Raw genomic sequence first — 12130 nt, 5'->3', positions numbered from 1 at the left:
GGACTAATGGAAGCAGGAACGCTTGCCCTCGCGTCGGAGATCGACTTCTCCTTCTGGGGACTTTTCATGCGCGCGACACTGACGGTGAAACTCGTCATGATGTTGCTGATGGTGGCCTCGGTCTGGGCTTGGGCAATCATCATCGAGAAATTCATCAGCTACCGCAAGGCGCGGCGCGAGGCGACGCGGTTTGACCGCGCTTTCTGGTCGGGTGAGCCGCTGGATGAGCTGTTCGAACAGTTGGGGCCAGAACCCAAGGGCCGCTCCGAACGGGTGTTCGCCGCTGGCATGATGGAGTGGCGCCGCAGTCACCGTGAGGACGGCGGGCTGATCGCCAATGCCCAAAGCCGGATCGACAGGTCGATGGACGTCGCGATCCAGAAAGAGGCCGATGTGTTGCAGCGCGGCCTGCCGGTGCTGGCGACGGTCGGCTCTACCGCACCGTTCATCGGGCTGTTCGGGACGGTTTTCGGCATCATGAACGCCTTTATCGAGATTGCCGCGCAGCAGAACACCTCTTTGGTTGTCGTGGCCCCCGGTATCGCGGAGGCGCTGTTGGCGACGGGTCTTGGCCTGCTGGCGGCCATCCCGGCGGTGATCTTCTACAACAAGTTTTCGGCGGATGCGGACCGGATCGTGGGCAACTACGAGGCGTTCGCCGACGAATTCGCCACCATCCTTTCCCGTCAGCTGGATTCCTGAGCCATGGGCGCAGGGGTCGTCAAATCCGGTGGGGGCAAGCGGCGGCGCGGTTCGCGTCGCAGCCGGGCACAGCCGATGGCCGAAATCAACGTGACGCCCTTTGTGGACGTCATGCTGGTTCTGCTGATTATCTTTATGGTGGCCGCTCCGTTGTTGACCGTGGGCGTGCCGGTGGAACTGCCCAAAACGGCGGCACAGGCGTTGCCCGCAGAAACCGAAGAGCCGCTGACCGTGACGCTGTCGGCGGACGGCGAGGTGCTGATCCAGACCACAGTCGTCTCACGCGACGAACTGGTCGGGCGGCTGCGCGCGATTGCGGCGGAACGGTCGGATGACCGGGTCTATCTGCGCGCCGACGGGTCAGTGCCCTATGAACAAGTTGCCCAGATCATGGGCGCGTTGAACGCGGGTGGATTTTCTTCGATCGGTCTGGTGACGGATGTGGGTGGCCCGGCACTCGACGGGCCCGACGGCGGCTGAGGCGCGAATGAACCGCTATCTGTACATATCGGGTGGGGCGCATGCCCTTGTGCTCGCTTGGCTGCTGCTGGGCAATGTCTTTGCGACGGATCCGCCGCAGATGCAGGTGGCAGACGTGACAGTGCTGAGCGAGGCGGAATTTGCAGCGCTGACTGCGCCGCCGGCACCCGAGCCGGTGGCAGAGCCGGTGACGCCCGTGGTCCCGCCCGAACCGACACCAGAGCCCGCGCCAGAACCCGCTCCGGTACCGGAACCGACCCCTGCGCCCCAGCCAGAGCCGGTACCCGAACCTGTGCCCGAACCCGCCCCGGAACCGACGCCAGAACCCGCTCCAGAACCAGCGCCCGTCCCGCAACCCCTTCCGGAACCGGATCCGGTTCCCGTGCCCGCGCCGCTGCCGGAACCAGAGCCGATTCCGGTGCCACCGGCGCCGTTGCCTACGCCACCCCCCGCGCCAGTCGCGCCGACCGCATCGTTGCGTCCCAAAGCGCGTCCGGCGGACCGGGTGGCCAACACCCCCGTGGCTCCACCGGACCCGAACACTGAACGCGCCGAAGAACGGGTAGAGGCGGCCGACCCGGATGCCGTCAGCCCCGACGTGGCAGAGGAACTGCGCGAGGCGACAGCCCCGCCTGAAACCTCGACCGAGATCGTGACAGAAGCGGACGAGCGGTTTGCCCCCTCCGAGTCGATCCGCCCGCAGGCGCGACCGCAGCGCGCCGCGCAGGCGACCCGACCCGATCCGGCACCGCAGCCCGAGGCCGCCCAGCCCGATCCCGATCCCCTTAGCGGGGCGGATGACGCCATTACCTCGGCGCTGGCCGAGGCGCTGTCCGCAGCTCCGGCCCCCGCCGCGCCCACTGGTCCGCCAATGACCACCGGAGAGCGTGAGGCACTGCGGTTGGCAGTGCAGGCGTGTTGGGTGGTGGACGTCGGATCCGAGGCGGCAAACATCACGGTCACCGTGGGCTTCGAGATGGAGCAGGACGGACGGGTCGTCCAAAGCAGCCTGAAGATGCTGAATGCATCACAGGGCAGTGCCGCAGCGGTCCAGACCGCATTTCAGGTGGCGCGGCGCGCCGTGCTGCGATGTCAGGGCGCCGAAGGCTATGCCTTGCCTGCCGAAAAATACGACCAGTGGCGCGAAATAGAGATGACTTTCAACCCCGCCACAATGCGGTTGCGATGATTGCTGGAACCGCGATCCCTTGGGCGGCGTTGTACTCTGAAGGAATTGGGTGGAAATGAGCGGCTTCCTGCGCAAATTCCCCCTTGCACCACATGTATTGCCTGTTTTGCGACAGGCCAAATCAGGATAGGTTGATGCAGGGCGGGCACAGACCCGCCGCATCCGGTCCGAGCAGCACCCGAAGGAGGGTCCCCGAGATGATCGCACGCCTTGCCGCCTTGGTTCTTATCTGTGCCACGGCGCTCTTGCCGATGCAGGCCATGGCCCAGTCCGGCCCGCTTCGTATCGAGCTCACCGAAGGTGTGATCGAGCCCATGCCGTTTGCGGTGCCCGACTTCGTCGCTGAAAGCCCGGCGGCGCAACAGTTTGCCACCGACATCAGCCGCGTGATCGCCGCCGACCTGACGGGCACGGGCCTGTTCCGCGAGATTTCGCGCGATGCCCACATCGCACGCGTCAGCAGCTTTGGCGCGCCGGTGCAATTCGCCGATTGGAAGGCAATCAACGCGCAGGCGCTGATCACCGGATCGGTTGCGGCGGATTCCTCTGGGCGCGTGGTGGTCAAGTTCCGTGTGTGGGACGTCTTCGCCGGGCAAGAGCTGGGGCAGGGGATGCAGTTTGTCTCGGACGCCAGTGGGTGGACCCGACTGGCGCACAAGGTTGCCGATCAGGTCTATAGTAGACTGACCGGCGAGACGCCCTATTTCGACAGCCGCGTGGTCTTTGTTTCAGAAACCGGACCCAAGGATGCGCGTCAGAAGCGGCTGGCAATCATGGATTACGACGGCGCAAACGTGCAGTTCCTGACCGACGATTCCTCGCTGGTGTTGGCACCGCGCTTTTCGCCAAACGGCGAGCGGGTTCTGTACACCAGCTATGCCACCGGGTTTCCGCGCATCCATGTGTTGACCGTTGGCAACGTCGACAGCCGTATCTTGCAGGTGGGCGAGGGCGAGATGAGCTTTGCGCCGCGCTTTTCGCCGGATGGTCGCATGGTGGTCTACTCGCTGACGCAGGGCTCCAACACGGATATCTACGCCATGGATCTTGCCTCGGGCGCGACCCGACGGCTGACCTCGACCCCGGCGATTGAGACCGCACCCAGCTTTTCCCCGGACGGCAGTCAGATCGTGTTCGAATCCGACCGCTCCGGTAGCCAGCAGTTGTACGTCATGCCCGCCATGGGCGGTGAGGCGCAGCGCATCAGCTTTGGCGAGGGCAGGTACGGCACGCCGGTCTGGTCGCCACGCGGAGATCGCATCGCCTTTACCAAGCAGAATGCCGGACGCTTTCACATCGGAGTGATGCGCACCGACGGCAAAGAGGAACGCCTGCTGACTGCGTCCTTCCTGGACGAGGGGCCGACATGGGCACCCAACGGTCGTGTTATCATGTTCTCACGCGAAACGCAGGGCGCTCAGGGGTCGTCGGCGCTTTATTCGGTGGATGTCTCCGGGCGAAATCTGAAACGGGTGCGTACACCGGCCGGTGCCTCTGACCCCAGCTGGGGTCCCCTACAATAACGTCAATTCCCATATGTTGCGTGCTGTGGTAAAACAGACGCAACAACCAGAGCAGGACTGCTTTAACATGAAACATACAACCATGGCCCTTCTGATGGTCGCGGCACTGGCGACCGCAGCCTGTACCAACCCAAATCGGTTTGGCGGACCAGATGCTAGCCGGGGTGCCGGAGGTCCGGACACATCGACCATCGTGCCAGGCAGCATTGATGACCCCAAGTCCCCCGCCTATTTCTCGGCCCGTGTCGGGGACCGTGTGCTGTTTGCGATCGACCAGTCGTCGCTCAGCCCCGAGGCGCGGGGCGTTCTGGACGGTCAGGCAAGCTGGCTGCAAACCAACCCCGATTACCTCGCCATCATCGAGGGCCATGCGGATGAGCAGGGCACACGGGAATACAACCTTGCGTTGGGCGCGCGCCGTGCCAATGCAGTGATGGAATATCTTGTCGCCAAGGGCATCCCGCAAAACCGGCTCAAGTTCGTCAGCTACGGCAAGGAACGCCCGCTGGAAATCTGCTCTGAAGAAGCCTGTTATGCCAAGAACCGCCGCGCCGTGACAGTGATCTCGGCCACTGGCCTGACGGGTTAAGCCATGTTGCGGGGGATGGTGTTCGGGGCCTGCCTTTTGGCAGGCAGCATGGCCGCAGCGCAGCAGGCGGAAACGCTGGCTGACATAAAGCAGGATCTTGCGGTTCTGACGGTCGAACTGCGCAATTTGCGCAGCGAACTGAACACCACAGGATCGCCCGACCTGGGGATTCGCGGATCGGCATTGGACCGGATCGCCGCCATTGAGGGTGAGTTGCAGCGTGTCACCGCCAAGGCCGAGGAACTGGAGTTCCGGATCGGTCGCGTCGTTCAGGACGGCAGCAACCGGATCGGGGATCTCAAGTTCCGCATCTGCGAGCTGGAGCCGGGTTGCGACATCGGCAAGCTGGGCGAAACCGATCCGTTGGGTGGTGATGCCGTACCAACGGCCCCGGTTGCGCAACCCGCGACGCCGCCCGCCACCGATGCGTTGCCGTTTGACGGCGAATTGGCGATCAGCGAAGAGGCGGATTTCCGGTCGGCTGCGGACGCGCTGGAGCAGGGCGACTACGCGGGCGCCGAACTGTTGTTCGCGCAGTTCCGCGAAACCTATCCGATGGGGCCGCTGGAACCTGCTGCGCTTGTCGGCGAAGGCCGCGCCCTAGAAGGGCAGGGCGATTCTAGAGAGGCCGCGCGGCGCTACCTGTCGGCCTATTCCGGGTTCCCGGACGCTGCCGTCGCGCCAGAGGCGCTTTGGCGTCTGGGCGACGCCATAGCCGCGTTGGGGTCGATTGACGATGCCTGCATCACGCTGGGTGAGGTCAGCGTCCGGTATCCGGGGTCGGACGCCGTGTCGCGGGCCGAGGCGAGCCGACAGACACTTGGCTGCCAATAAGCTGGTACCGCCAGAGGTGAGCCTTGATCAAAGGTTTGCCGAGGCGATGGGGCAATTGCTGGGCCCCAGTTTCCCGTCCGACATTGGCCTTGCTGTTTCTGGCGGCGGCGATAGCATGTCGATGCTGTATCTGGCGCACAACTGGACGCGGATTTGGGGTGTGCGCCTGTGGGTGGTCACAGTTGATCACGGGTTCCGTCCTGAAAGCGCCGATGAGGCGGCGATGGTGGCCCGCGAATGCAGCGAACTTGGCTGGCCTCATTCGACGCTGCGCTGGCACTGGGACGGACAAGGCAACAAAATGGATGCCGCCCGGCGTGGCCGGCTAGAAATGATCGACCGCTGGCGTGGCGATTTGCAGCACGTCCTGTTGGCGCACACCCGCGACGATGTGGCCGAGACCTTTCTGATGAGACTGGCACGCGGGTCGGGGGTTGAGGGGCTGTCGGCGATGGCGGCCAGTCGCACGGTGCGCCACGGTGGCTCGCGTCCGCTGACCGCTCCCGAGTTTGACGGTGTTTTGCCGCAGCAGTCGATGCCGGTCAAAGGCGGCCCCGGGCACCATAGCGCGTTCCAGGTGGTCCGTCCTTGCCTAACCATGACCCGTGCCGAGTTGCGCCATTACCTGCGTACATTAAAGGGTCGTTGGGTCGAGGATCCGTCGAATGATGACCCGGCCTACGGGCGCAGCCGAATCCGGCAAGCTCTGCCTGCGCTTGCGGAACTGGGGTTGGACGTGACGACTTTGGCCGACACCGCCGAACGTATGGCACGCGCACGGAACGCCTTACGTGCGCGCGCCGTTCAGGTCTGGAAAGAGATCGGGCACGAGGGCCGGGCAGGCCACATACCTACTGGGGAAATCCTGTTCGACCGCTCCGGCTTTGAGCCGGTCGAACGTGACACGCAACTGCGCCTGTTGGCCGCTGCGCTGCAATGGGTGTCATCAGCCGAATATCGTCCGCGCATCGCCCCCTTGGATGCCTTGCTGGACCGTCTGTTGGCTGGCGGTGCTGGCACGCTGCATGGCTGCGAGGCGCGGATGGAGCGGGACAAATTGCGGATCTTCCGCGAATTCAAGGCGGTGCAGGGCCTGACCCAACCGCTTGACCAAGGTGATGGGCGCGTTCCGCTATGGGATGGGCGATGGCAGATGCATGGGTCCGACACAAAGGGGGAATTCGTGCGCGCGCTGGGGGAAGACGGCTGGGCGCAGATCGGCGAAAGACCCGAAGCGGCGCCGCCCTTTCATTCCGCCAAATCGCTGCCCAGCCTGTGGCAGGGCGATACGCTGGTCGCCTGTCACGCGCTTGGCCACACCGGAACGCCGGGCACGCGCCTCTGGCCGATGGGACAGGAGATGGGCAGCTTTGCCCGGTTCCTGCTGTCGCATTGAACCCGGCCCCGTGATGTCTATGTTACACACCAAATCGCTGTGCTAAGACGCACCAAAGTTTTCAAAGGAGTTCCCCCTTGGGTAACGCGAGAAACATCGCCTTCTGGGTCGTCCTCTTCCTGCTGATCCTGGCGCTCTTCAACCTGTTCTCGGGCGGCGGAACCACGCTGCAAAGCCGCGAAGTCAGTTATTCCGACTTTGTGCGCGCCGTTGAATCGCAGAACGTCAGTTCCGCGACGGTCGATGGCGAGCAGGTGCGCTATCGGACAGAAGACGGGCAGGACTATGTGACGATCAAACCGCAGGACGCGGAATTGACCAACCTGCTGCTGGACAACAACGTCCCGATGAAGGCCGAGGCGCAGGAGCAATCCGGCTTTCAATCGTTCCTTCTGTCACTGTTGCCTTTCCTGCTGCTGATCGGTGTCTGGATTTATTTCATGAACCGGATGCAGGGCGGCGGAAAAGGCGGCGCTATGGGCTTTGGCAAATCCAAGGCCAAGCTTTTGACCGAAAAGCATGGCCGCGTGACGTTTGACGACGTGGCGGGCATTGATGAGGCCAAGGAAGAGCTTGAGGAAATCGTTGAATTCCTGCGCAACCCGCAGAAATTCAGCCGTCTTGGTGGCAAGATCCCCAAGGGCGCATTGCTGGTCGGCCCTCCGGGCACCGGTAAAACGCTGCTGGCGCGGGCGATCGCGGGTGAGGCGGGTGTGCCGTTTTTCACCATCTCCGGGTCCGACTTTGTCGAAATGTTCGTTGGTGTGGGTGCCTCGCGTGTCCGTGACATGTTCGAGCAGGCGAAGAAAAACGCGCCCTGCATCGTCTTCATCGACGAGATCGACGCCGTGGGCCGCGCCCGTGGTCAAGGTTACGGCGGTGGCAACGACGAACGCGAACAGACGTTGAACCAGCTGCTGGTCGAGATGGACGGGTTCGAGGCCAACGAAGGTGTGATTATCGTCGCCGCGACCAACCGCCGCGACGTGTTGGATCCCGCGCTGCTGCGCCCCGGTCGTTTCGACCGTCAGGTGACGGTGCCGAATCCGGACATCAAGGGGCGCGAAAAGATCCTTGGCGTGCACGCCCGCAAGACGCCGCTTGGACCCGATGTGGACCTGCGCATCATCGCGCGCGGCACGCCGGGCTTTTCCGGTGCGGATCTTGCCAACCTTGTGAACGAGGCGGCGCTGATGGCAGCACGTATCGGGCGCCGGTTTGTCACGATGGAGGATTTTGAGCAGGCCAAAGACAAGGTCATGATGGGCGCTGAACGGCGCAGCATGGTCCTGACTGACGAGCAGAAAGAAAAGACCGCCTATCACGAGGCCGGTCACGCCGTTGTCGGTCTGGCTCTGCCGCAGTGTGATCCAGTCTACAAGGCGACCATCATCCCGCGCGGCGGCGCGTTGGGCATGGTGGTGAGCTTGCCGGAAATCGACCGTCTGAACTGGCACCGCTCTGAGTGTGAGGAAAAGATGACGATGACCATGGCGGGCAAGGCCGCCGAGATCATCAAGTATGGCGAAGACAATGTCTCAAACGGACCGGCAGGCGACATCCAGCAGGCCAGCGCGCTGGCGCGGGCCATGGTGCTGCGCTGGGGCATGTCGGACAAGATCGGCAATATCGATTACGCTGAAGCCCATGAGGGCTATCAGGGCAACACAGCCGGCCTGTCGGTTTCCGCACATACCAAGGAATTGATCGAGGAAGAGGTGCGCCGCTTTATTCAGGATGCTTATGAGCGCGCCTATCAGATCCTCACCGACCGCAAGGATGAATGGGAGCGGCTGGCGCAAGGCCTGCTTGAGTTTGAAACGCTGACCGGCGATGAGATCAAGCGCGTGATGCGTGGTGAGGACCCCCACTCGGGCGATGACGATGGCGGGGCGGGAGCTGCGGACGACAAACCGTCGCTGACCGCAATCCCCAAGACCAAGCCGAAGTCCAAGCCATCCGGTGATGGCGGGCTGGAACCTGAACCCACCGCATGAGCGATGCGCCGCAAAACGACTGGGACCCCGGGACCTATCATAGGTTCCGGGGTTATCGTTTGCGGCCCGCTCTGGATCTTCTGTCACGGATCGGCTCTCTTCCCAAAGGGGATGTGATTGATCTGGGCTGCGGCGCAGGCGACGTGGCGCCGGACCTGCATCTGCGATTTTGCAAGACTACCCGCGCAAAGCTGATCGGTGTCGACAAGTCACCCGCCATGTTGCAACAGGCGCGCGCTCTGGCGCTCCATGATCGACTGGATGCCGCAGACATTGCGTTATGGGAACCTCATGATGCGCCGGCGCTGATCTTTTCCAACGCCTCCTTGCATTGGTCGAATGACCACCGAAGCCTCTTGCCGCGCTTGGTCTCTGCTCTGGCACCGGGAGGGACGCTGGCGGTGCAAGTGCCACATCAGAACAATGCTCCGTCACATCGCCTGTGGCGAACGTTGGCCGATGAACTGTGTCCGGGCCGGATGTCCGAGGTGGACCTGCCGTCTGTCCTTTTGCCAGCCCAGTACATTCACCTACTCGAAGGCTTGGGGGAAGTGAACCTTTGGGAGACGGAGTATTTCCAGAAACTGCCGCCGTCGCAAGACGGCCATCCGGTACGTCGCTTTACCGAGGCGACGTATGCACGGCCTATTCTGCAAGCAATGTCGGACCGCGAAAGCGAACGGCTGATCCGGGCCTATGATGATCTGATCCCCAAGGCCTATCCTCTGTCGGCGGACGGAAGCGCACTGTTCCCCTTTCGCCGCCTGTTCTTTACCGTTGTCCGCGCAGGGCAAGGTGCATCTGCGTCATAGGAAAACCGTCCATGCCTGCCTTGAAACCCACCGACTACACAGCCACCGTGACATGGCTTGGCGTCGTCACAAATGACGACCGCGCTGAACTGCTGGCCGAAGTGCTTGCGGCTGTGGATCTGACGTTTGAGGGGGTTGCCGGATCTGTCCACGGCGGCGCGACGCGGGAATCGTGTTCACGGGTTAAATCCCAATATTCGCCCGGCACCCGAATCCGCAATGAACGCCAGTTGAGCATCATCAGCGCCGAGGAACTGTCAGAGATCGCCGCCCAGATGGGTCTGGACAGGATTGATCCCGCGCGACTTGGCGCGTCCATGGTCCTTAGCGGGTTGCCGGATTTCAGTTTTCTACCGCCTTCGTCGCGGTTGCAGGCCCCGTCGGGTGCGACCTTGACGGTGGACATGCAGAACCGCCCCTGTCAGTTCCCGGCCAAGAGCATCGACAAAGTCGCGCCGGGCCTTGGCAAAGGTTTCAAACCTGCCGCGAATGGGCGCCGTGGCATCACCGCCTCAGTCGCGCGTGAGGGGCGCGTGGCCTTGGGCGACGTGCTGCGTCTGCACATCCCCGACCAACGTGGCTGGCAGCCCGCCTAAGGCGCTGCTTTCCGGTCGCCCCGACTGACCGCTGCGCGGCCAGCGGCCCGCCCTCCAAGCCGCGCCCGCAACAGCGGAATTGCGGCTGGCGTTTCCGATGGGCGGCGATTTGAGCATGGTGTGAACCGTCTGCGCCGCAACACGGCCGGATTATGTCGGATTCGCTTTCCCAGTGCGGGGCATGCCTCTGTATGCCTTGGCAAGAGTAATCACCGCCCCCCAACAGGAAGCGCAGCAGAATGGCATTCAAGTCCGACATCGAAATCGCCCGCGAGGCCAACAAGAAGCCGATTCAGGAAATCGGTGATCGCCTTGGCATCCCGACGGAACACCTGCTGCCGTATGGCCACGACAAGGCCAAGATCAGCCAGCCCTTCATCGACAGCGTGCAGGACCGCAAGGATGGCAAGCTGATCCTTGTGACCGCGATCAACCCGACACCGGCGGGCGAAGGCAAGACCACAACCACTGTGGGTCTGGGCGATGGTCTGAACAAGATCGGCAAAAACGCGATGATCTGCATTCGCGAAGCCTCGCTTGGACCGAACTTTGGCATGAAGGGCGGCGCTGCCGGCGGCGGTAAGGCGCAGGTCGTGCCGATGGAGGACATGAACCTCCACTTCACGGGCGACTTCCACGCCATCACATCGGCCCATTCTCTGCTGTCGGCGATGATCGACAACCACATCTATTGGGGCAACGAATGTGACATCGACCTGCGCCGCGTTGCGTGGCGCCGAGTGGTCGACATGAACGACCGCGCACTGCGCAATGTGGCGCTGTCGCTGGGTGGCGTGGCCAATGGCTTTCCGCGTGAAGGCGGGTTTGACATCACTGTGGCCTCCGAGGTCATGGCGATCCTCTGCCTTGCGAAAAACCTCAAGGATCTGGAACAGCGACTGGGCGACATGATCGTGGCCTATCGCCGCGACAAATCACCGGTCTTTTGTCGCGACATCAAGGCCGAAGGTGCAATGACCGTGTTGTTGAAGGACGCGATGCAGCCGAACCTTGTGCAGACGCTGGAAAACAACCCGGCCTTTGTGCATGGCGGTCCCTTCGCCAACATCGCGCATGGCTGCAACTCTGTCATCGCCACGTCGACTGCGCTGAAGCTGGCCGACTATGTGGTGACAGAGGCGGGCTTTGGCGCCGATCTGGGTGCCGAGAAGTTTATGGACATCAAGTGTCGCAAGGCCGGTTTGCGCCCCGATGCGGTGGTGATCGTGGCTACGGTGCGCGCGATGAAGATGAACGGCGGTGTGGCCAAGGCCGACCTTGGCGCGGAGAACGTACAGGCCGTCAAGGATGGTTGCCCGAACCTTGGCCGTCATATCGAGAACATGAAGAAGTTCGGCGTGCCGGCGGTGGTTGGGATCAACCACTTTGTCACTGACACCGACGCCGAGGTGCAGGCGGTCATGGATTTCTGCGCGTCTCTGGGCGTCGAGGCGATTCTGAACAAGCATTGGGAATTCGGAGGCGAGGGCATCACCGAGACCGCCAAAAAGGTGGTCGAACTATGTGAGTCCGGTGAGGCGGACTATCACCCGCTCTATGGCGATGACATGTCTCTGGCGGACAAGATCGAAACCGTCTGCAAGGAGATCTACCGCGCCGACAGTGTGGTGATGGACAACAAGATCCGCGCGCAACTGAAGGACTGGGAAGATCAGGGGTACGGTCATCTGCCGGTCTGTCTTGCCAAGACGCAGTATTCTTTCACCACCGATCCTACCATGCGCGGTGCGCCGACCGGCTTTGACATCCCGGTGCGCGAAGTGCGCATTTCCGCCGGGGCAGGGTTTATCGTTGTGGTCTGCGGTGAGATCATGACCATGCCGGGCCTGCCCCGCACACCTGCGGCGGAATCGATCCACCTGAACGAAGACGGCCTGATCGAAGGCTTGTTCTAAGAGTTTGGCCCTCTCCGGGGCATCGGGGAGGGCGGCGCGTTGCATGCCGGGTGGGTTATCGGCTAGGGCGGGCAGGACTAGACGGCGAAGAGGAAA

At 62.8% G+C, this 12130-nt stretch carries 11 protein-coding genes; all 11 read left to right on the top strand.

The genetic code is table 11. The features are described 5' to 3' along the window. The first annotated feature begins 6 nt into the window (after window positions 1-6). The gene (gene tolQ / locus ANTHELSMS3_RS01365; RefSeq protein ID WP_094033310.1) at window positions 7-702 is read left to right on the top strand and encodes a protein TolQ; all 696 of its coding nucleotides are present in this window, start codon (window positions 7-9) and stop codon (window positions 700-702) included. Window positions 703-705: 3 nt separating this feature from the next. Continuing rightward, complete coding sequence (gene tolR, locus ANTHELSMS3_RS01360) at window positions 706-1182, top strand: protein TolR (RefSeq protein ID WP_089277334.1); 477 nt, start codon at window positions 706-708, stop codon at window positions 1180-1182. A gap of 7 nt (window positions 1183-1189) precedes the next feature. Continuing rightward, entirely contained in the window at window positions 1190-2371 is a 1182-nt protein-coding gene (locus ANTHELSMS3_RS01355; RefSeq protein ID WP_094036851.1) for a cell envelope biogenesis protein TolA, read from the top strand. 197 nt (window positions 2372-2568) lie between these two features. Then, window positions 2569-3894, top strand: coding sequence for a Tol-Pal system beta propeller repeat protein TolB (gene tolB, locus ANTHELSMS3_RS01350; RefSeq protein WP_094033309.1), 1326 nt, complete (start codon window positions 2569-2571; stop codon window positions 3892-3894). Between the two features lie 67 nt (window positions 3895-3961). After that, a complete protein-coding gene (gene pal, locus ANTHELSMS3_RS01345) occupies window positions 3962-4483 on the top strand; it encodes a peptidoglycan-associated lipoprotein Pal (protein ID WP_094036850.1) in 522 nt (173 codons plus the stop codon). A gap of 3 nt (window positions 4484-4486) precedes the next feature. Further along, window positions 4487-5317, top strand: coding sequence for a tetratricopeptide repeat protein (locus tag ANTHELSMS3_RS01340; RefSeq protein ID WP_094033308.1), 831 nt, complete (start codon window positions 4487-4489; stop codon window positions 5315-5317). Next, window positions 5304-6713, top strand: a complete 1410-nt coding sequence (gene tilS, locus ANTHELSMS3_RS01335; RefSeq protein WP_254694818.1) for a tRNA lysidine(34) synthetase TilS — start codon at window positions 5304-5306, stop codon at window positions 6711-6713. Before ANTHELSMS3_RS01340 ends, tilS begins: the two co-directional genes overlap by 14 nt. A gap of 77 nt (window positions 6714-6790) precedes the next feature. After that, complete coding sequence (gene ftsH / locus ANTHELSMS3_RS01330; protein WP_094033306.1) at window positions 6791-8710, top strand: ATP-dependent zinc metalloprotease FtsH; 1920 nt, start codon at window positions 6791-6793, stop codon at window positions 8708-8710. Further along, window positions 8707-9522: a methyltransferase domain-containing protein gene (locus ANTHELSMS3_RS01325; protein WP_094033305.1), complete on the top strand. Its 816-nt coding sequence runs from the start codon at window positions 8707-8709 to the stop codon at window positions 9520-9522. Before ftsH ends, ANTHELSMS3_RS01325 begins: the two co-directional genes overlap by 4 nt. Window positions 9523-9533: 11 nt before the next feature. Further along, window positions 9534-10118, top strand: coding sequence for an MOSC domain-containing protein (locus tag ANTHELSMS3_RS01320; RefSeq protein ID WP_094033304.1), 585 nt, complete (start codon window positions 9534-9536; stop codon window positions 10116-10118). Window positions 10119-10357: 239 nt separating this feature from the next. Beyond that, a complete protein-coding gene (locus ANTHELSMS3_RS01315) occupies window positions 10358-12034 on the top strand; it encodes a formate--tetrahydrofolate ligase (protein WP_094033303.1) in 1677 nt (558 codons plus the stop codon). The last annotated feature ends 96 nt before the right edge of the window (window positions 12035-12130 follow it).

The organism is Antarctobacter heliothermus, assembly GCF_002237555.1.
GTDB lineage: Bacteria > Pseudomonadota > Alphaproteobacteria > Rhodobacterales > Rhodobacteraceae > Antarctobacter > Antarctobacter heliothermus_B.
This window is presented reverse-complemented; position numbering and strand designations above follow the sequence as displayed.

What these genes read in the sequence shown, in the direction of transcription:
- ANTHELSMS3_RS01355 (WP_094036851.1), top strand. Translation starts at nt 1,190, where the DNA reads ATGAACCGCTATCTGTACATATCGGGTGGGGCGCATGCCCTTGTGCTC.
- ANTHELSMS3_RS01340 (WP_094033308.1), top strand. Translation starts at nt 4,487, where the DNA reads ATGTTGCGGGGGATGGTGTTCGGGGCCTGCCTTTTGGCAGGCAGCATG.
- pal (WP_094036850.1), top strand. Translation starts at nt 3,962, where the DNA reads ATGAAACATACAACCATGGCCCTTCTGATGGTCGCGGCACTGGCGACC.
- tolR (WP_089277334.1), top strand. Translation starts at nt 706, where the DNA reads ATGGGCGCAGGGGTCGTCAAATCCGGTGGGGGCAAGCGGCGGCGCGGT.
- ANTHELSMS3_RS01325 (WP_094033305.1), top strand. Translation starts at nt 8,707, where the DNA reads ATGAGCGATGCGCCGCAAAACGACTGGGACCCCGGGACCTATCATAGG.
- ANTHELSMS3_RS01320 (WP_094033304.1), top strand. Translation starts at nt 9,534, where the DNA reads ATGCCTGCCTTGAAACCCACCGACTACACAGCCACCGTGACATGGCTT.
- tolB (WP_094033309.1), top strand. Translation starts at nt 2,569, where the DNA reads ATGATCGCACGCCTTGCCGCCTTGGTTCTTATCTGTGCCACGGCGCTC.
- ANTHELSMS3_RS01315 (WP_094033303.1), top strand. Translation starts at nt 10,358, where the DNA reads ATGGCATTCAAGTCCGACATCGAAATCGCCCGCGAGGCCAACAAGAAG.
- tolQ (WP_094033310.1), top strand. Translation starts at nt 7, where the DNA reads ATGGAAGCAGGAACGCTTGCCCTCGCGTCGGAGATCGACTTCTCCTTC.